The organism is uncultured Gardnerella sp., assembly GCF_947280595.1.
Classification (GTDB): Bacteria; Actinomycetota; Actinomycetes; order Actinomycetales; family Bifidobacteriaceae; genus Bifidobacterium; species Bifidobacterium vaginale_A.
The window spans coordinates 1-21362 of record NZ_CAMYOS010000004.1; the positions used below are offsets into that span (position 1 = coordinate 1).

The 21362-nt window shown below is 37.5% G+C and carries 14 protein-coding genes, 1 tRNA gene and 1 pseudogene; 2 read left to right on the forward strand and 14 right to left on the reverse strand.

Annotated elements, in window-relative coordinates; genetic code table 11:
- Positions 1–414 precede the first annotated feature (414 nt).
- From malQ to Q0X59_RS02030, 7 genes are all read right to left on the reverse strand, one after another.
- Positions 415–2580 (reverse strand): 4-alpha-glucanotransferase, encoded by a 2166-nt coding sequence (malQ, locus tag Q0X59_RS02000; RefSeq protein ID WP_297642823.1) that lies wholly within the window; start codon positions 2578–2580, stop codon positions 415–417.
- 227 nt (positions 2581–2807) lie between these two features.
- On the reverse strand, positions 2808–3425 hold the full coding sequence (locus Q0X59_RS02005) for an AbrB family transcriptional regulator (protein WP_082266285.1): 618 nt from the start codon (positions 3423–3425) through the stop codon (positions 2808–2810).
- Between the two features lie 310 nt (positions 3426–3735).
- Positions 3736–4377: a YigZ family protein gene (locus Q0X59_RS02010; RefSeq protein WP_297642824.1), complete on the reverse strand. Its 642-nt coding sequence runs from the start codon at positions 4375–4377 to the stop codon at positions 3736–3738.
- Positions 4378–4452: 75 nt separating this feature from the next.
- The gene (locus Q0X59_RS02015) at positions 4453–4746 is read right to left on the reverse strand and encodes a metal-sensitive transcriptional regulator (protein WP_075523726.1); all 294 of its coding nucleotides are present in this window, start codon (positions 4744–4746) and stop codon (positions 4453–4455) included.
- A gap of 632 nt (positions 4747–5378) precedes the next feature.
- Positions 5379–9389, reverse strand: a complete 4011-nt coding sequence (locus tag Q0X59_RS02020) for a hypothetical protein (RefSeq protein WP_297642825.1) — start codon at positions 9387–9389, stop codon at positions 5379–5381.
- A gap of 340 nt (positions 9390–9729) precedes the next feature.
- Positions 9730–9816: transfer RNA gene (locus tag Q0X59_RS02025), tRNA-Ser, on the reverse strand.
- Positions 9817–9913: 97 nt separating this feature from the next.
- Positions 9914–10846, reverse strand: coding sequence for an EamA family transporter (locus Q0X59_RS02030; protein WP_297642827.1), 933 nt, complete (start codon positions 10844–10846; stop codon positions 9914–9916).
- A 256-nt stretch (positions 10847–11102) separates the two neighbouring features.
- Between Q0X59_RS02030 and dinB the strand changes: the two are divergent.
- Positions 11103–12425: pseudogene (gene dinB, locus Q0X59_RS02035) on the forward strand (DNA polymerase IV); the annotation flags it as partial.
- Between the two features lie 374 nt (positions 12426–12799).
- On the opposite strand, the gene fdxA reads toward dinB, so the two are convergent.
- From fdxA to Q0X59_RS02065, 6 genes are all read right to left on the reverse strand, one after another.
- On the reverse strand, positions 12800–13117 hold the full coding sequence (gene fdxA, locus Q0X59_RS02040; RefSeq protein WP_103043466.1) for a ferredoxin: 318 nt from the start codon (positions 13115–13117) through the stop codon (positions 12800–12802).
- 193 nt (positions 13118–13310) lie between these two features.
- On the reverse strand, positions 13311–14978 hold the full coding sequence (locus Q0X59_RS02045) for an amino acid permease (protein ID WP_103043465.1): 1668 nt from the start codon (positions 14976–14978) through the stop codon (positions 13311–13313).
- Between the two features lie 603 nt (positions 14979–15581).
- On the reverse strand, positions 15582–16442 hold the full coding sequence (locus Q0X59_RS02050; RefSeq protein WP_297642833.1) for a hypothetical protein: 861 nt from the start codon (positions 16440–16442) through the stop codon (positions 15582–15584).
- 407 nt (positions 16443–16849) lie between these two features.
- Complete coding sequence (locus Q0X59_RS02055) at positions 16850–18157, reverse strand: FAD-binding protein (protein WP_297642835.1); 1308 nt, start codon at positions 18155–18157, stop codon at positions 16850–16852.
- A 259-nt stretch (positions 18158–18416) separates the two neighbouring features.
- Entirely contained in the window at positions 18417–18710 is a 294-nt protein-coding gene (groES, locus tag Q0X59_RS02060; RefSeq protein WP_075523734.1) for a co-chaperone GroES, read from the reverse strand.
- Positions 18711–18868: 158 nt separating this feature from the next.
- Positions 18869–20335 (reverse strand): hypothetical protein, encoded by a 1467-nt coding sequence (locus tag Q0X59_RS02065; protein ID WP_297642838.1) that lies wholly within the window; start codon positions 20333–20335, stop codon positions 18869–18871.
- Positions 20336–20837: 502 nt separating this feature from the next.
- On the opposite strand from Q0X59_RS02065, the gene Q0X59_RS02070 reads away from it, so the two are divergent.
- Positions 20838–21014, forward strand: a complete 177-nt coding sequence (locus Q0X59_RS02070) for an FmdB family zinc ribbon protein (RefSeq protein ID WP_082266286.1) — start codon at positions 20838–20840, stop codon at positions 21012–21014.
- Between the two features lie 93 nt (positions 21015–21107).
- Here the strand turns inward: Q0X59_RS02070 and Q0X59_RS02075 are convergent, their stop codons facing one another.
- Complete coding sequence (locus tag Q0X59_RS02075; protein WP_297642840.1) at positions 21108–21296, reverse strand: hypothetical protein; 189 nt, start codon at positions 21294–21296, stop codon at positions 21108–21110.
- Between the last annotated feature and the right edge of the window lie 66 nt (positions 21297–21362).

Consider the following 21362-nt stretch of genomic DNA (forward strand, 5'->3'; position numbering starts at 1 on the left):
TGGTTTCGGTGTGAAAGTCTTCACAATCGTACCTTTTCTCTATTGTGTTTCGAGCTTCACTTTCATTAGATGAACGTAATTTATAACAATCACCTTGTGAAAGTTTATTGCTCATAATCCGTGGGCTCCCTGAAAGTCCTCGATGGCGAGTGGGAAAAGCGCTTTGAAGGACCCCTTAGGGAAACACAACAATCTGCAAGTATATCGCCAGCTAAAGACTATAACAAATCTTCTTGTTTAGAAGATATTTATAGACTATATCCAGCGCACATTTTGCACAAACTACAAATGTCATACTAAAAATTCATATATTCACATCCAAGTATTTAAGCACCCAAACACTTAAGCTCCAAAGCACCCAAGCGCCCAAGCACTTAAACACTTAATTTAATTTTATGATTCGTATACAAATTTTTAAGCATTCATGATTTTTGCAAGCGATTGCACTCTAGGCAAATCAAAAAGATTGTCTAGTGACACTGGATTTCCGTCACCATCTGCTAACGGAATGCGCCAATTCGGATACTCATCACTTGTTCCAGGCTGATTTTGAGAACGACGCTCACCAGTAGCGTCCACAATTGAAGCAGCCAACAATCTAGATGGAGCAGCTTTCAAAGCACGATACAGCGCTTCAACAATATCTTGCTCATGTTCAGACTCATTCTCAGCAATCTTCTTATCTAAGAATCCACCTTCAATAAGCATCTTCAACATAGCATTATGCTCTGCAACAGCACCTGCACGGAAATCTTCTACAGATCCTGTAAGCAAATGCAAACGCTCACGAATATCAACATGCTCATAGCGCAAATATCCAGCTGCTGGCGGCAAATCATGAGTATTTACAGACGCTAGTGTCATCTCACGCCACTTACTTGGATTGCGGAACACGCCATCTCGAGCTTCAAACCATTCAACTGTGCAACCAAGCACAGCCTTTTTAGCTAAAACTTCAATTGCGTTAGAAGGAAGTACGCCAAGATCTTCACCGACTACTACTCCGCCAGCACGAGTCGCTTCTATAGCTAAAATACCAAGCATAATATCCGCGTCATAGTACACATAAGCACCATTCTTAGGCGTAGAATTTTCAGGAATCCACCACAAACGGAACAATCCTAAAATGTGATCTATTCGCACAGCACCTGCAGAAGCAAACATGCCGTGAACCATATCCCTGTAAACCTTGAATCCAGTACGCTCAAGCTCTAACGGATGCAAAGGTGGCTGAGACCAATTCTGACCATTCTGATTAAAGTAATCTGGTGGTGCACCTACGCAAGCGCCATGCGCAAAACGCTCTGGATTCCACCAAACTTCAGAACCTGCTGGATGCACTCCAACTGCCATATCAGACATAATTCCAATACGCATACCAGCTTTTCTAGCAGCAACTTGAGCATCATGCAATTGTGTGAAGGCAACCCACTCAAGCCAACGATAGAATTCTAAAGTATCTGGGAAACGCTCTGCTAAATCACGAATTTCTTTAGAATCTTTATTTAAGCAAGATTCCCAATCATCTTTACCTTTAGGAGCTCCCCACTTGTCGTAGCACAAGCACCAAGTCGCATAGCTCTCAAGTCGTTCGCCATAAGCACGCTTAAAATCTTCAAAATCTTTCGCGCGCGTTTCACTAAGCCCAGATTTGAAAATAATCCACAGTGCATGCATTTTTACACGCCACATTGAATCTCTGTCAATAATTTGCGAATCGTTATTTAACTGCTCTACTTGAGAATGCAATTGGCTAATAGTATTCTTATCTGACTCATCTAAAGAATCATACTCAGGAATACTTTCTGGATGTATATAAGTCACATTCAGCATCGATCTTGCAATAGGCAAATAAGGCGATGGAGTTAATGGAGCAACCGGCTCGCTCGCATGCAAAGGATTTACCAATACGAAATCAGCACCAGTCTTTTCCTTAGCTTCAACTAGTAATTTAGCTAAATCTGCATAATCGCCAACACCCCAAGACTTAGAGGAGCGAATCGAATAAAGCTGAGCCATCCATCCCCAGATTTGCTTTCCATCAGATTCAATAGAATCTAACGTTTCAATGCGTTCTGGAGCGCTAATTAACGTAGACTCTTCCGTGCGATCAGCTACAGAGATTCTAAGAGTGTGATATCCCATAGGCAAATCAGCTGGAATCTTTAATAACGATGTAGCAACAAACGTACCATTCACAGGGAAAGCAACATCATTGTTATTAGGTTCGATTGATAATTCACTTTTATACTGTTCGCCATTTTCTAAGATAATTTGAGCAGTTGGATACTCTAAAATACCCGTATTTATTTTTACAGTGTCTTCCTTACCAACAATATGCAACACAGTTGGCGCAACAAGACGAGTATGACGTTCAGATAAAATATTCTTAATAGAAGTATCAATAGCTTCATCATCATGTGCGTCAACGCCTAAAGCATCTAGAACTGATTTCAATACGTCATCATCGGTATTATGCTCTACGCCGTCAGCGCCCACGAAATGAATACCAATACCCATCAACTCAGCAAGTTGAGTAAGAGGCAACACTGACACTTCTTCTTCTACTTTATTGTTCATATTTTCCATCGTTATCTGTGAGGAGAGTATTTACATCGCACTATTTTACAAAGCAACTTTTACAAATAGGTTACATTTTAAAATAGTTTGATTTTAAATTTTCAAATAAGTAACTTTTACAAATCGCAAAATAAGTAACTTCTACAAAACTACTTTTGTAATTTGCTTACATTTTTACAATCTGACTATATTTTTAGATTTATTACATTGTTGCATTTTTAGATTTATTAAATTTTAGACTTGCAACGACTTTTTGCAGCTAAAGCAACGTCAATAGCTTTGTCATTACACAAATCTAAAAGCGTTTTTTGCGAAACACCAGGATTAAGAGCAACTGCCCTCCTAACCATTGCAGCTAGAACCACTGGCGCATCCTCAATAGACGAAACTCCAAGAGATGCAAGATAATCTAAAGTCGAAGCACTAACTCCTTCAGTTTGCGCACCTTCAAGCCTCATTTTCCACGATGCTTTAGGATTGCATAGAGCAGCATCACGGACTTTTGCACAAGTATCTTTAGTAAGACGACCAACTAACCAATTCTTCACATTATGATTTTGTGCAACAGCGAAACGCACTTCGTCTGACTTATCTTCAGAAAGTTTTACCAAAATGTTTGGAAATGGCATTGTACTAGCTAATTTTATACGATCTTCTTCAGGCGTATTAGCATTCCCTGCAACAGCTTCAAGAAGTGCTGTTGCACGAGAAAAATCTGCTTGATTGCTTCGATCAGGCAATTGCCTAGTAGCAAACTCATGAAGCTCTTGCGAATTTTTAGAATGTCGAAGATGCTCATAAACTGCCGTCAATGGCTCGTAATCACTGCTATTAGTATTAGACATTGCATCTTTAGCAACAGCATCATCACTCTCATCTTCACCATGAGAATCCTCATTATCTAGCTTAGAATCCATTGTTATTCACCGCCTTTTATAAAACTAGAGCACAGATTATAAATTCATTAACTCAAGAATTCATTGTAACTTCATTAGCAAATCAGCCGATACTTCAACACGCGTAGCAATAGATATGTATAAATGAAACGCAAAAGAATGCTGTAACAAAACTCATGATGTAACAAAGTGCATTTCAAGCGCAAAACATACTGAAACACGAAACATAAACTAGAAAACTAACTCTAGAAAACTAAAACTATGAAATGCTATTAGCATCTCCTAGTTGTTCAAGCAAAATAGCATCAGAAAAAGCATTTCTTACACTTATCGCAAATTCTTCAATATTTTTCGTTGGAATCAGCATATTTATACGTATAAATTCGCCATATTCTTCCCTCTCAACTATCCCATCATACTTGCTTAGAATATTCTTAAACATGCGCAATTGTTGATAAGAAATATTGCACATAACTCTTTTACATTCAACGATATCTCTAATATTCGCACAAGAAATCGCACTTGCAGCAGACCTAGAATAAGCTCTTATAAGTCCTCCAGATCCAAGTAAAATTCCGCCAAAATATCTTGTTACTGTTACAACAGTGTCAGTCAAATTAGAGGAACGAATAACATCAAGAATAGGTTTTCCTGCAGTTCCAGAAGGCTCACCATCGTCACTCATTCTTTCAGATAAGCATCCATTTTTATCTCCACATATAGCAGCATAAGCTACATGACGAGCTTTAGGATGTTGCATCCTCACGGATTGCACAAATAACATTGCTTCATCTAAATCAGATACATGACAAGCATTTGCTATAAATTCAGATTTCTTGTCTATCAAAGAATCATGAGATGGAGATTGTGGCGTATCAATCACTGTGCGCATAATATTCATAAAATTTAAAAATCAGATTAAAAGTCGTGTTAAATTCTTAAAAAATATTTGTTTACACATTATAAAATAAAGTTTTCAAGATTTATCGTATTTCATTAGACGATCCACAACTTTAATAACTTCACTAGTTTTCTTATCTAATAGCTCTGCATTATCGCTATAAGACACATCTTCTAAACATTCGCTTATTTGAGCGCGAGCAACTAATACAGCTACAGATCTCAACGCTGCTGTTGTAGCTGAAAGTTGCATCAAAACATCAGTACAATATGCGTCATTTTCAATCATATTTTCTATAGCTTGAACCTGACCACAAATGCGATGCAAGCGAATCATCATTTTACTTTTGTCAATATTGTACTCGCTCATATAAGACTCCAACATTTAGTAAATGTGAAACAAATAAATGACATCTTCATAAGAAATCAACACAACATTTTCACCGTACCACTTTTTACTAGCTAAACCAAGACTTTTTATATAAGATACTTATAAACGAATTTATAAATATTCTTACACAACACCACAAAATAACAACAAATTTCCAACAAATACAAACAATTTTACATTAAAATACAACAAAATACTTATATAACACAACAAATTTTTCTATTATTTTAATGTAACAAATTATAAAATTATTTATTCATATCAATTCCTCTCTTATTTTCAAAAAGTATTTGAAAAACAATACTCTCTAGTAAATTAGTAAAATTTATGGAGTTTGCTCCTTCATATTGAAAACGCGCTATTTTTATAAATTTCGTACAAATCAAGCGATACACGCAATCAATACTATCCATACACTTCATACGCGCAACATACGCTCAACTTCATAATCCTGTATTATGAATTACTTATAAAATCCGCACACGAATATACATGCGATTCATATTGAAATAGCAAAACAATTACTGCTAACGGATTTAATCCGACACAATATGATTCATATATGAAGAAGCAAACTCACACTCTATATAATTTTTATCTACAGATAAATATCAGCACATTTTATAATGACGCAATCTTAAGATTCTTCTCATATTTCTGCGCTTCTCATCTGCATTAAATTTGCTTAACAATAAAACTAAAGATAACATCAATACAGTTGACATCATAATCACAACAACGCTTAAAGACGAACCTGTATGAGCTAAAGAAGAATTACTTTTATCTAGTTCATTTTCATATGACGAATCGTCAGAATAAGCATTTTTATCATTAGATTTAAACGAAATCTGCTTAGTTTTATCTAAATTCTTCACTAATTTTGATTTTTCACTCACTTCACCAAAAGAACTATTTTGCAATATAGAATTCAAAAGATGAATGTTACGACTAAACACATCTAATGAAGAATCAGTATCACTAATCTTATTTTCTTTCTTGTCTACATTGTTATTATGATCAACAATATTTGCAATATCTTTTACTGTTACAGTCTTACCTTTATCTTTATCTGAACCAATCACATTAACTGTTGTTGTAGAACCACCGTTATTTTCTGACGTAGATCCAGTATCCGTATTTTCAGATGACCCTTCACCCTTATTTCCTTCACCAGACTTTTTATCACCTTTAGAATCATGCACATCAGTTGAACCTATAGCTTTATTAGGATCAGTTGTGTTAGCTTGCGGATTCTTCTTATCTTGACCCTTAGATCCACCATTCTCAGATCCATTATTCTTATTGTCACCTGTGCTCACAGATCCACCAGATGGATTAGTGCTTCCAGAAGAAGGATTATTTGTAGTTACTCCAGAAGAACCAGGCTTAACACCAGCATTTCCACCATTTACAGTGCTACCACTAGATGTATCTCCAGTACTTCCAGTTGCTCCACCAGTTGCACCTCCAGTTGCTCCACCAGTTGCACCTCCAGTTGCTCCACCAGTTGCACCTCCAGTTGTTCCACCAGTTGAATTACCAGTTCCAGTTGTAGAACCAGAAACAACACCAGTTCCACCAGTAGTCACACCACTAGAAGAACCTCCAGTATTCGTAGAACCAGAAACGCTTCCACTTCCACTTGTAGAACCACTTCCACTTCCACTTGTAGAACCAGGCTTCGAAGGATTATTCTCTTTACCAGAAGGATTATTCACAACTGTTACGCTTCCAGAATCAGGATTATTCACAACTGTTACACTTCCTGATTCATGCTCTTTTTCTTTACTAGGATCATTATTTTCAGGCTTTTTAACATGAGGCTCTCCATTATTCCTACCTCGAACTATTGGTTTCCCACTTGAATCAAAAAGCTCTGCTTTCCAATAAACTAATCCTTCACGAGATGCGCGAGCTTGAGGACTTACAACAGTAATACTTCCACCTTTTTTAATATGTTCAACAGCTTCTTTAGGTATATTTACTCTACGATGATCGAGAATCACTGTATCAGAATCACTATGAGCACCATCAACTGCATCCCAAGCTGTAAATTCAACATAAGATCCTTCAGGCAAAGGTTCTGAAATGAACACTGTATCGCGAATTGGTTCTCCAACAGAGTGAGTTTTATTGTCTAACTTACTACCAATTTGATCAGAAACAACATGTACAGTTTCATTTTCTACGCCGAGAGCATGAGAAGCCAAAGGCTTACCTCTTGAATCATATAATTCTGCTTTCCAATAAACAGTAGCACCGTGCGAAACCGATACGCTTACAGAATCAACATCAATTTGAGTTTTTGAACTATTATCAGCTTGCTCATCAGTTATATTCACACGATTTTGCTTAACAATTCGCTCACCTTTATCTATCATCAATTGCTTAACTGTATCTGATTTGCTTTCTGAATTAGAATCAAGTGAAACAGTATTTACAACTTTATTATCTTTACTAGAACCATTAGGATTAGATCCAGATGAATTCGTACTCTCACTACCTTTTTGCACAGTAGGATCTACAACATTGGTATGAGAATACGCATTAAATAGCACATAACTTCCTCTTGGAACATTGCCAACGATGTGAGCAGTATCATGGAATTTCTCTCCTGCAACAATCATACTAGAACTCACATCAGTAGTAATAGAAGCAGGATTGAGTTCTTCTTGACTAACAGGTTCCACAAGCGTTCTATTCCAAACATCATCGTAATCAGATCTAAACGCTCTAGCTCTAGAAGATCCAGGGAAACTATATACAAATACATACCATCCAGAATTACTTATTTTATTTGCTTGAATGTTTATAATATCTTTAATAACTTCACCTGGTTTATTTTTATCCAACTCTTCAGCAGACCTAAATCTGATCTTTCCACCACCAATTGTGTAAACACCATTTTTAGCAGGAACTTCCCAATCAGCAATCAAATGATGATGGCTATCTTCTTTAGGTTCAGCTTTTTTAGATTCTCCTTCAGCTCCAGGGCGATACTTATCATTTGCGCCACGCACAAGATTATCGCCACCGTCACCAGCCCACCACACTCGTATGTGAGCTTTAGCGTCACTATTGAAACCATATTCTTCGTTGCCAGAAAAATCACCATAATCCTTAGGTAAACCGCCAACGCTAACAGTTCCAACAATATCTTCACCTAATCCAACAACATTCTGTTTTACAACAGAATCATGGAATATTTTTGCTTTACCTTGATGTACAGCAGAATATACAGATCCGCCAAGTCCATCAATATAATCACCTGTAAACCAATCTAATTTATTTTTATTTTCTTCATCGCTTTTCGCTGGATCTTTTTGATCGCTTAAAGATATCACCCAAACCCAAGATCCAAACATTCCAGCATCGTTCTCATCTACTTTATAGCGTGGTGCTTCATCCAACTCTTTAGATGTAAGATCACCATTAGCTTTCTTTGCAACAACCGCTATTTTTTGACGAGCATTAGTAAAGTTAGCTTCTGCTGCAGCAACCTGACGTAAAGATCCCGTCCCTCTTAATCTATTGACATAGTTAGATGCAGTTTCATCTTTTTCAGGCTTAAACTGTTTCAGAATGTTCTTGCTATCACCTACAAAGTAGTAGCCTTTTGCAAGCACATTCATACCTTCAATCCAATCATCAAAGCCTAAAGTAGACAAAGAAACATTATTTACAACTAAATCGCCAACATGCAATTCTTTTGTCAACATTTCAGAAGAAAGTTTTACAATAAGATGCTTTTGAACATCGAATTCAACAGATTTTTTTTCGACCCAGTTGTATCCACCATAACGAATTACATCTTGTCCTGAAGATTCCCATCTCTCTAAATAAGGCTCTTCAATATACACTTTGAAATTAGCTTTTCCATCGCCATCTGCTGTCCAAGGAAGCGATATCTCATCATCTTTAGAAGTACCTTCAAATGTTTGTGTATTACCGTAATCAAAATGAACAAGTTTATTCGTAGATTCAATCTTAAAATGAGCACCATCAACATAACGTGTTCCATAACGATTATTAAGAACAGCAACTTTCAAAACACCAGCTCTTTTACCGTTTGTGTAATGATTTTCTATTCTAATGTCTTCTGCTACTTTTTGCTCAGCATATTCCCACAAATTGTTTGCTTGCTTCATTAAATCTGAATTACTGATTTCAACAAAACCTAAACCTTTATATTTGTCCCATAAATCAGGGTTCACATCAAAACGATTATGTATTTCATAAGCTATACTTCCTTGAGTTTCAACACTCATGTCATCTTCATTATATTGAATTAACTTTGCAATAGTAGTTGCATATCTTGTGTAGCTTGGAACAGTTACCCATTTGCCGTCATACACTTTATAAGGACTACCAATTTCAATGCAATAAACAGGTTTATAATCGACTTTATCTATAATGCCAATAATACTTGCATTTTCGGAAACAGTTAAGCCATTATAAGATCCTGATTTAATTGTATAACTCGGATATTTATCATTAGCAAAAGCAGTTCTAAATCCCATAACACTAACTAAAATAAATGCAAATGCTACTAAGAGAGAACATAAATGAACCCACCTAGTATACACATTTATTGCATTCTTTCTTATACTATGCTTCCCCATAAGAAACTCCTTAACCCAACCCTTAAGCGATAGCACTCTACTATCACCTTGAGCAAAATTGCTCATGAAATAACTATGAACGCAAGATTTAAATATGTAAATAAAAAATCATCAATGTGGTCAGAAGTTCAAAACATATGAAAACTATAAAATCATTCACGTAAGTTATACACATTTGCATGAAATTAGAGAATAATTAGAAAATAAGGGTTATTTCCCAAAATAATTAAATAAAATTTGTAAAAAATTGGACTATAGGTCTTTTAACCTATAACCGGACATTGCAAGGGTTTTCGGCATGAAAAAAGGGCTTCTAGCGATTGGCTAGAAACCCTAAACGCGGAGTCAGAGAGATTCGAACTCTCGAGCCGCTTGCGCAACTAACACCTTAGCAGGGTGCCCCTATCGGCCACTCAGGCATGACTCCAGTTGCTTTACCATTCGATAACGCAACGAGTTGCTACTATATCACCCCTTGCGGACTGTGAAAAGTCAACAACGACACACCAACATAATTTTTACAGTTATGCAGGTTGGTGATCTCCAGAAAAAGTTATGAAGACTGCAAACATAACCAATCCCATACCAATTACATCAATCCACGTTGGTATTTCACCAAAACCAATACCAACAATAGCTGCAATTGCAGGATACAATGCTTGCATAACTGAATATTTTGCTGATGTTACACGCTTTAATAAAACTTGATCCAATAAAGTAGGGAAAAACGATGCGCAAGTAGCGATTACAATCATCAATGCTATAAGTTTCAATGCTCCAGACGATCCAACTGCCCAAGTTGCGCCAGGTTTAGGCCATATAACATGACAAACTGCAGGAATAGCTAAAACTGTTGATTGCAATAACCAACCTATTAAAGTAGCAACACTAACTCTATCAATTGCATTCTTGCCTTTAGCCATAGCTCGACCTGAAACAATATATAATCCCCACATTGAGCCACCTATGAGAATTGCAATCAAACCAGTAAGAAAATGAGGGCTAGAACCATCTTTCATAGACGTTACAGCGAGCAAAGTTATACCACAAGCAGCAATAACAATTCCAATTCTTTCGCGCCAAGTTCTTCCTGTTATAACAGCAACAAGCAGCGGACCAACGAATTCAATGGTGACAGCAACTCCAACAGCCATACAGCTTATTGCAACATAAAACATAGTGTTCATTAAAACTAGTGAGACACCTAACGCAACAACAATTCCCCACTGTTTTAAAGTTTTTGGCATAAATTGCCGCTTTTTGCGAGAAAAAGGACGTCTCCAAGCAAGAAGAAACAGCGTCATAAAACCAACGCGATACCACACTGCATACAACGGATCCAATTGACTAAAAGCCACTTTTGCAACCGATGTTGCAATATAAACCATTGTTGCTTCAAAAATTATAATCAATATAACTGGCATGCGGTTAAGAAGGTTCACCAAGAATTGTTTCATACTGATAACAGTACACGAAGTTAATACTTATTTATTACACAAAACTTTGTTAAATGATTTTATTACATTCATATAGCAATGAATATGACAATGAATATAGATTGAAACTTTCGAACAAATTGTAAGAACTTCGTAACAAAAAATTCTTTTTATAATATTAAAAAATTGAAAATCGTTAAATTCCCAACGAAATGACTTCAACACGCTGATAAAATAAAAAGATGCAATAATCGAACACTTGTTCTATCATTGCATTATGAGTACCACACCAAGAGTATCTGCAGCAAAGCGTGATTGGGGGCACGACACCTCTAACTGCAACATACTTCATATTGATATGGATGCTTTTTATGCATCTATTGAGATTGCGCGGCACCCAGAACTGAAAGGAAAACCTGTAATAGTTGGGGATGGTCCACGTTCTGTAGTTTCAGCGGCAAGCTATGAAGCACGAGCGTACGGCGTTAATTCAGCAATTCCAACAGCTAAAGCACGTAGGCTATGTCCAGATGGCATTTTTCTTCCAGTTGACATGGAATATTATCAGTTTATTTCAAGCAGAATTTTTGACGAAATTTTCTGCAAGATTACTGATCAGATAGAGAAAGTTTCAATCGACGAATGTTATATGGACGTACATTCAGCAATGCTTCGCTGGAGTACGCCTATAGAAATAGGAAGGTGGATACGAAATGAAACTGAGAGCAGATTTCATTTAACTTGTTCAATAGGTATTGCGTCAAATAAGCTTATTGCAAAAATGGCTTCAACGAATGCAAAACCTGACGGAATGCTATTGATTCCTGAAAATCAAAATGCAAATTTTGTATCAATTATGCCTTTGAGAGCCATACCAGGAATTGGTTCATCAATATCTCGTTCATTAAAAGCATGGGGTATTAACGACATCTATTCTCTGCGCACGGTTAGCGAAGAAACTCTTCAGCATATAACTGGTTCTTATAGTTCAGCGCACATGCTATATCAATCAGCACACGGAATTGACGAACGGCAGATAGTCAATAATGCTACAGAAAAATCAATTGGTACAGAAAGAACTTTTGATTATGACACTACTGACATTGAAGAAGTAAGTAAACTTCTTAGATACTGTTGCAATGAAGTAGCAAGATCACTTAGAAAACACGAATTAGTGGCATATACAGTAACACTTAAGCTACGATTCGGTAATTTGCATTACGTGACTCGTTCGCGAACTATGCGAAACGCAACAGATGTTGCATATGAGTTATATAAGCAAGTAACAGAGCTACTTAATGCAATAAACCCACAAATAAAAAACACAGCATTTGACGCTACTGATGTTTCTCAACATATACCTTCTTACTTGTCACGCGAAAAGAATAGTAGAGAAACTCAATATAAAGAAATTATGTCAAAAGAAAAAGAAGGAGAGCAACTAAATGACTATAAAAGTGAAGATGAGCTGAAAAGCAAAAGAAATAAATCAAAAACGCGATTATTAAGTCCAATTCGGCTCGCGGGAGTAAGTGTTAGCAATTTGAGGAAGGGCAAACACACCCCCATTCAGCCGTCAATAGACGACATATATGAAAAAGAAAACCGCGAGCCGACTTTTAATAACAACGCTCAAACAAGGGATAACCATGCCCACAGTTCCAATTTGAATAAAAATAAATCCACTAGAAAGGTATCAATAACATTACACAGCTCAACAAACGCCACAAATACAAGCAATACAGCAAGCACAAATAATGCTACAGATACAAGATGCAATTCTGATACGAAAAGCAATTACAATACAAATAATGCCACCAAAACATACGGCAAAACTGGTACAAGTTGCGCACGTAAAATAAACAACTCAAATAAATTAACGCGAATAAGACGTGCAGAACAAGTACTTGACGAAGTTAAAGAAAAGTATGGAGAAAATATAGCAAACTTAGGAATATGAAAATACGAATGCTCTTACTTTCTAGGAGGGAGTTCAGAAACACGTTGTTCATCCCAACCTGAAGCACCAGCATCAGTAGCTCCGCCTAAATCACCAAGCTTATTGAAATAATCAACAGCAGCATCACGATACCATTGCCATTCTTCAGGAACGTCATCTTCGTAAAAAATTGCTTCTACAGGGCAAACAGGCTCGCACGCACCGCAATCAACACACTCATTAGGGTTTATGTAAAGTGTTCGATCTCCCTCATAGATGCAATCAACAGGGCACTCATCAACACAAGCCTTATCTTTAACATCAACACAAGGTTCTGCTATAACATAAGCCATGAGTACTCCTTTAATTGCAAACTGACAACAGCACGCACAACAACTAGCACGCAAAACAACTAATATAAGCGGTTGGCATCTTAATAAAGTTAAAATGCCAACCTTGCTATTATACCCCAGAAAACAAATGAAGGACTACAAAGACTCTCCGTAAAAAGTCAGATCAGTATGCAAATCGCTTTGCTGACACTGCTTAGTCTTCTTCAATCTGCGAAGTTGGCTCAGGCTGCAAAGTCTGCTCACTTTGCGAAGTCTGCGAAGTTTGCGAAGTATGCAAAGTCTGCTCACTTTGCGAAGTCTGCTCACTTTGTAACTCATTTTGTGCAGAAATAGCATTCTTTGCAATAAGGCTTTCAACAGGAACACCCATCTTTTTAGCTAGTCTAATTTGCTTACCTAAGATGGAATGCTTATATGAGTATGCGAAGTAAACAACAAAACCTATAACAAGCCAAACAATAAATCTCACCCAAGTTAGCACAGAAAGGTTCAACATAAGCCACAAAGTAGAAATAGCAGCAATAATTGGAAGCCAAGGATTGCCCGGAACTTTGAAAGTACGATGCAAATCCGGTCTGCGCATACGCATAATTGGCACTCCTATAGAAACTAGCAAGAATGCGGACAGCGTACCAATATTAACCATGTCTGAAAGTATTGAAATATCTAATACAGAAGAAACTAATGCAACTACTACACCAGAAATAATTTGTATGGTTGCAGGAGTTCCATTCTTACCAACTTTAGAAAGTCCTCTAGGGAGTAAACCATCGCGACTTACTGCAAATATAATACGCGTAAGACCAAGCAATAGCACCATAACAACAGTAGTTAAACCTATTACAATTCCAAAAGATATGATTTTTGCAGCCCAAACAGCTCCAACAAATTTAAAACTCGAAGATAACGAAGGAGAATCAATTGAAGCAAGCTCACTATAAGGGACCATACCAGTTGTAACTATAGCAACCAAAATATAAAGAACTGTAACTAAAAGAAGACCAAGGCATATTCCAAGAGGTATGTTCTTATGAGGTTCTTTAGTTTCTTCAGCAGTAGTAGCAACAATGTCAAAACCAATAAACGCAAAGAAGACTAACGCGGCTCCGGAAAGAATACCAACAATACCATAAGTTTGTGGCTTCATTCCAGTAACCCACTGCCACAGAGGTTGCATAAACTCACCCTGCTCATGTATTCCCTTTACTTTAGACAAATCAGTTGCAGGAGGAATGAAAGGAGTAAAATTAGACGCTTTAATATAAAAGAAACCTACAACAACCACAAACAACACAATACCGATTTTCAATATTGTAAGAGCACCATCAAAACGAGCTGAAAGTTTAGTACCAATAACAAGCATGACTGTAAAGAAAATTACTATAACAGTTGGCGCAAAATCAAATTTAATAGAACCAAAGTTCACTGTTGTGCCAAAAGGAATCCCAAAAAGATTCATGAATTCGTTTAGATAAACACCCCAATATTTTGCAATAACAGATGATGCCATAAGCATCTCTAAAATCATATCCCAACCAATAATCCAAGCAATCAGCTCACCAACGGTAGTGTAAGTGAATGTGTAAGCAGAACCAGCTACAGGAATCATTGAAGCAAATTCCGCATAACACATTACAGCAGTTCCACATACAGCTGCAGCAATAATAAAACTGATAATAACTGAAGGACCTGCGTGGAATGCTGCAGCTTGCGCGCCTACAGAGAAAATGCCTGCTCCAACAGCCACAGCAACACCCATAACTGCTAAATCCCATGCGTTTAAAGTACGACGAAGGCGTCTTCCACCCTCCATTGTTTCAGCAAGCGTCTGCTCAACTGACTTCTTTCTCCAAATTTGCATAATTTTACCTTTACAAAAATTAACAAAACACTATTGGAATATGAAAAAACTTATGTAAATTTTACACATAAACCATATACATAACATGATTACATAAAATTTTTACTAAATTACACGAATAATAAAGATATAATTAGCAAAATCAGCATTTCAAAGCAAATTATTTAAAGAACCAAGACCTAAAGATTCTATCCGAAACAACAACGATTCAGACAATAGATTAAGACCGCGATCAATGCTTGTAACCACGGAGAAAACCTAAGGAAGTAAAACACTGAAACAAGCACTGAAGTAAAAACCTAAATCTCAAAGCTAAATAAACAAACCTAAACCTTTAACACTATTATTCGCGATTCTTTTACATGCTCTTATAACAAGAAAGGCCTACCGAAGTAGACCTTTCAAAACAATCAGTATCATCACCCGTCCCTAGCGGAAGACAACACTAATATAAACATTCAACACTAAAATCAACACGTTATAAACGTTCACCAGTAAGAAAAGGTAAACGGCAAACCAGCAAACATTTAAAACATGAATAATTAAAGCCGTTTCGCAACGAAAATATTACAAAACACGTTGAATGTTAAAACTATCTAATATTTAGTGACGGATCTTGCGAACAGCAGCACCCATGCCAGCGAGCATAGCAGCAGCCAAAGCAGCGAAAGCTACACCAACACCAGTCTTGCTGAGCTGCTTCTTGCCCTTATGACCCTTGGTGTTAATTTGAACGCCACCCTTGTTTGGCTTACCTGGCTTACCTGGCTTACCTGGCTTGCCTGGCTTGTTTGGCTGACCTGGCTTGCCTGGCTTGACTGGATCTGGCTCGCCCTTTAAACGACGAAGATAAGCTTCAGCAGCAGCTAAATCAGCTTCAGCACCCTTCAAAGTATCATTAGCGTCATCAACAGCGTCTTGTTTCTTGTCAATAACCTTCTGCTGTGCATCAACGGCATCGTTAGCTTCCTTCAAAGCCTTCTGAGTACCAGCGGTTTCGTCCTTGCCATAAGCAGTTTCAGCGTCAGTTACAGCTTTGTTAAGCTTTGTATATTCAGGCTGCTTCTTGAATTCTGTTTTAGCATCATTCAAAGTTTTATCAGGATTCTTTGTTTGATAGTCAGTGCAGAACTTTGCTTCAGCATCTTCTAAAGCTTTCTTAGCAGCTTCAAAAGCTTTCTTAGCTTTCTCATTAGCTTTCTTAGCTTTCTCAGCAGCACGCTTCAAAGGAGCAAGAGCACGCTGAGCCGCAGCTAAATCATTCTGCGCAGTGTGAACTGCTTCACGCTTTTTAATAACTGTAGCATGAGCATCATCTACTTCTTTTTCAGCAGAATGAATAGAAGCAGCATCAGCATAAGAACCAGTAGTGCTTGGCTCAGCAAAAGCTGGGGCAGACATAGCGAAGCCGGCGAGCAAAGTTGCGCCAGCAGCAAAAGCGGCAATAGCCTTCTTATTTAACATAATATTTCCTTTCTTCTTCTCCTCCGCACTAGGGTATGCGAAGAAAAATTTGCGCCACGATTAACTTCACGTCAATCGCAGTATCGTCAGCCATAAACTAGGGTTAGCTAACGTTTGCTTTTAAGATACCCCCCCCCCCGTTTGAAAAAGTCAAGAGCCAACCAACTGACACTTATCCACAATTTCAATAAAATAAACTAAAAAATAAAACTAAAACAAGCAAAACATCGTAAAAAATACAAAAACACCAATGTTTTTATATTAAAAAATATGTTTTCAAGAATTTTCAAGAATTTTCAAGAATTTTCTCAGGAAACTTTAAGGAAACGCATTAAAGCACGTTAAAACCTTGCAAAATCAAGGATTTTCACACACAAATACTCAACACGCCGAATGTGCAGAACAGCTCACATATCTATTTTTATGCCAATTACAACAGGCTCTGGAACTAATCGCACGTTAAACGAACGATACACGCCATCAATAATTGCGCGAGCGAGAGATGCAACATCTTCACAAGTAGCATTATGCCTATTAGTCAACGCAAGAGTATGAAGTGAAGATAATCCAGCATTACAAGATTTTCTCTCGCCATCGCCAGCACTATCACCAGCCCCCTCACAGGAAGTACCCTCAACATCACTAAGCTTAAATCCTTTATGGAATCCAGCATGATCTATAAGCCAAGCTGCAGATGTTTTCACACCCAAAGAACCATCTGGCAAAGTGGCATCAAATCTTGGAGCATCCTTCGGCAATCGCGAAGCATCATCAACACTTAAAATCGGATTCATAAAGAAACTACCGCAACTATGCCTGTCGCTATACAAATCATCCCCATCATGCCAAACTCCAGTCACATAATCCTCAGACTGTAACCGTAAAGCTTCACGAACTCCATCTACGCTTTTAGAACCACGCATCCAAACATTCTCATACCGCGTTGCATCTTCAAGCATTCCTTTAGAAGCTCGAACTCGCAAAACTTCCCTACGAATCACAGAAGTACTCATTCTCTCACCAAGACTCACATTAAGAGCATGAGCCAATTGACTATGAGATACAACACCTGTTTCACTATGCTTTAAGCAAAAAGTCACAGATAGCACAACGTATCTAGGAGTAGGGAAAAACTCAGATTTTTTAGCGCTATTTACATGATCCTCATACATGCTTTGTTTTAGAAGAGAAGTGCGATACCCAAAATGCATATCTTCACAAGATAATTCACTAGTTATCTTATTTTTACGATCCCAAACTTCTACAGATTTAACACTTTGCGAAACTTCCTGACCATAAGCGCCAATATTTTGCACAACAGAAGCTCCAACTGTTCCAGGTATGCCAGATAATCCTTCAACGCCTTCTAAACCGAGAGAAATCACGTGAGATACAAAGTCATCCCAATTGCAACCAGCTTCTGCATTTACGTGAACAATATGCGAACCGGATTTATCAACACCATCTTCTGCTGGAGATGCCTCATCTTGCACGCTTATTGTTCTACGAGCGTCACGCACAACCACACCATTAAAAGGATTATCGCTGACTAACATATTAGACCCGCCGCCTATAACGCATAACGGCAAACCTTTTTCATCTGCATCTTCAACAGCTTCAATAACTGCTACTCTGCTCGTTGGCTGTATAAAATGCAATATTTCTCCACCAACACCAATGGTTGTTAAATCAGCAAAATTTGGTTGCATAGTCATATATGTTATGTTACTCGGTAGCATACTCGAAAATTTTCGCAACTCTAATTTTTCGCACAAAACAAGGTTATTTCCAAAAACAAACTACTAAATACGAACAAAACAAACTACTAGATACACACAAAACAAACTAGAAAATAAACCTAAAAAATTACTAGATAAAAATCACAAAAGCATACTCGAAAAAACAAAACGCTGAAAGCCTGAACACTCAGTCCAAAACTTCCAGCGTTATTTAACTTGCTATAAACAGCAAATCTCAGCCAAGAATAGCGAGAACGTCACGAGAAGAAACGATTAAGTAATCTTCACCCTCATAATGAACTTCAGTTCCGCCATACTTGGAGTAAAGAACCTTATCTCCCACTTTTACATCAACAGGAATTCGCTCACCTTTATCGTCACGGCGACCTGGGCCAACCGCAAGAACTTCACCCTGCTGAGGCTTTTCTTTAGCATTATCTGGAATATACAAGCCAGAAGCAGTCTGAGTTTCCGCCTGAGCCTGCTTTACAATAATCTTATCTTCCAACGGCGTGAGTTTAATCGACACTGTTGTCACCTCTTTCTTAAGAGAGATACTACATTTAGCGCAAACCGCATAAGACGAGGCTGACGATCACGTCTATAATCCATTTACGCACTATCTGTTATGATAGCGCAAATTTAGCACTCTGCCAACTTGAGTGCTAAAATTTTCAAAATTTAACTTCAATTCTGATTTCTACGAGCCAAAACTTCAAGCAAATCAGCGCTTCCAAGCGAATCCTCAGTTCGTTCAGGAGCTTCTACAACAACTTCATCACGCGAATTGTTTTTAGAAGCAATAGAATCGCGATTAGGCTCAGAAGTATTTAAAAGATTTGCAACTTTTGATTCCACTGGAACAGCTTTAGCGACTTGCTTAGTTGACTTAATTTCCAAACTTTCTGGAGCATATGATTCTGAATTATTCGTGTTATTGGAATCATCTTTTTTAGAGCTTGAGCCAAGAGAGAACGAAATTAAATCATGCGATTTTAATGGCTCACTAGAAGAATCTACGCAAAGCGATGCTGTAGCTAAATCAAACACATCTAATCCGCGTGAAGCTCTTACAGTATTGATTTCATCAGTAAGATCCGAGTGAATTAAATCGCGAGAATTATTTGGATCAGATGAAAACTGCTCATTATTTTGAGAAACAGAAGAATCTACCGAATCTTGAACATCCTCAGCAGAAGAAGAAGAAGAAGCAGAAGTAGAAGAAACAACAGAAGTAGAAGAAACAGCAGGAGCATCAGAAACAGAAATTCCATTTTCAGGATCAACATAATTTTCTGCAACTATTCCGCGACTCTCAAGAGCACGCTTTTTTTCTTGCATAGAACGATGTAAAGCAATACGGATTTCGCGCTTTTCCATAACAGAAGTAGCAACCGAATCATCCACATTGCAAGAATTTTCACTGCTATTTTCACTGATATTATCGTTACTATTTTCAACGTTGTTTTGTATATTTTCGCTAGTATTTTCTCTGCTATTTACGCTATTTTCACGTTCAAGCTCATAATTACTATCTACACAATCAGAATGCGCAAGTTCATTTTCATTATCATGCGCAAATTCCTCATACGAATCAGAGGCAGAAGCAGAGTCAGAAGCAGAAGCAGAAGACGCAGCAGATTCGCCAATACCACAAGCTTTTTTATAGACAGAAATCTCTCCACGCTTAACTCTAGATTCCCATTCTCTAGCAGCTTTTGAAGCTTTAATGCCGAAATATATCACTGTAGAAAACAGCGCGAAAGGAATAAGCGCAAATAAAGGCGAATATAAACCACTAAAACCAGTAAAAAGAACTACTAACGTGAGCACAAACAACAAAGACACGAGAATTCTACGTCGTCGTATTGAATCCCTACGCAATTGCCTTACTTTACGAATATGCTCTTGTGTAATCATCTTTATATTCTGCTTAGCAGGTTGCATACTAGCCCCTTCCGCAAATTTATTGGCATCATCACACATATGTGAATTAGTCCACTCATCTACTAGATGCAAAGATGACGAATACCTATCTTCACGATGCTCAAGCATAGTTTTCATGCTCTTAAGCGTCAGCTTTGGAAGCCATCCAAACAATAGAGCTATGACGATAATAACTAAAAGTAAAGTACTAATCGATTCATAACCCATAAGTACAAATATAAAGAGTCATTGGGATGTGCTGAAAAATCTTCAGATTTGGCGTGTCGCGATTTTATTAACAAATTAAATATTTATGTAATCGCTGACAATGTAATTTCTCATTCATCATCTACTAGTGAGGCGTGGAAAATACTTAACGAACAATAAAAAGCGAAACGGTATTTAAAAAAGTTACACCTAATCAAAACTCTTTATAAAACTAAAGTAAGCTAAAATCTAACTTTTACTACTACAAGCAACAACATTTAAACATGCGTAAAAAAGTTGAAGCTCCTGTGAGGTAAGCAATTCCCACACCTCACAAACACAACAAGAACAAAAAACAACAAAAGATTATATAGTTTATTTACAATCACTGTCTAGGTCTGTACTAGGATATGTTGAGGGAGTACAGCTTTTATAACTGCATATTGATTCTGTATGTAAAGCGAAATGTTATTTAACACGAAGCTTTTTGATTGAATCAAAAAATAAACTTCGGAGGGTTCATTTGCCTACTTATCATTATCGTTGCAAGCAATGCGGATACGATTTTACAGAACAACAATCGTTCTCAGACGATCCTATTACGATTTGCCCAAAATGCGGCGAAGCAGAAGTGCGCAAAGTATTTTCCGCTCCACCAATCAATTTTAAAGGTAGTGGATTTTATAGAACCGATAAGTAATAAAGCGCACAAGTTAAGCGCATATTGCTAATAAGACTTTTACAACTGCGCATGCTTTTATAACATGCAAGTGCTTTTATAACATGCGCGTATTCAAACAGGCGGATATGTGTTGCGTGCTTTTGCGCCACAAGCATACGTTCTATCAGCACACGCGCGCTTTTTAATCACATGCGTTTTTGCACCACATGCGTTTTTTACAGCACATGCGCTCACTTCTACCACATGCGTTTCTAGAAGCATTGCTCGCAATTCTCCTCGCACGCGCACTTCTAACCACATGCGCACACTTCTAACCACATAAGATTATTTTTCTTGAATTAGTGATTGTAATAGTTCATGATACAA

Coding starts and splice junctions, on each gene's coding strand:
- Q0X59_RS02010 (WP_297642824.1), bottom strand. CDS start 4,377: ATGAATATTATGCGCACAGTGATTGATACGCCACAATCTCCATCTCAT.
- Q0X59_RS02020 (WP_297642825.1), bottom strand. CDS start 9,389: ATGGGGAAGCATAGTATAAGAAAGAATGCAATAAATGTGTATACTAGG.
- Q0X59_RS02055 (WP_297642835.1), bottom strand. CDS start 18,157: ATGACTATGCAACCAAATTTTGCTGATTTAACAACCATTGGTGTTGGT.
- Q0X59_RS02030 (WP_297642827.1), bottom strand. CDS start 10,846: ATGAAACAATTCTTGGTGAACCTTCTTAACCGCATGCCAGTTATATTG.
- Q0X59_RS02050 (WP_297642833.1), bottom strand. CDS start 16,442: ATGTTAAATAAGAAGGCTATTGCCGCTTTTGCTGCTGGCGCAACTTTG.
- Q0X59_RS02075 (WP_297642840.1), bottom strand. CDS start 21,296: ATGTGGTTAGAAGTGCGCGTGCGAGGAGAATTGCGAGCAATGCTTCTA.
- Q0X59_RS02045 (WP_103043465.1), bottom strand. CDS start 14,978: ATGCAAATTTGGAGAAAGAAGTCAGTTGAGCAGACGCTTGCTGAAACA.
- malQ (WP_297642823.1), bottom strand. CDS start 2,580: ATGAACAATAAAGTAGAAGAAGAAGTGTCAGTGTTGCCTCTTACTCAA.
- Q0X59_RS02005 (WP_082266285.1), bottom strand. CDS start 3,425: ATGTCTAATACTAATAGCAGTGATTACGAGCCATTGACGGCAGTTTAT.
- Q0X59_RS02065 (WP_297642838.1), bottom strand. CDS start 20,335: ATGGGTTATGAATCGATTAGTACTTTACTTTTAGTTATTATCGTCATA.
- fdxA (WP_103043466.1), bottom strand. CDS start 13,117: ATGGCTTATGTTATAGCAGAACCTTGTGTTGATGTTAAAGATAAGGCT.
- Q0X59_RS02015 (WP_075523726.1), bottom strand. CDS start 4,746: ATGAGCGAGTACAATATTGACAAAAGTAAAATGATGATTCGCTTGCAT.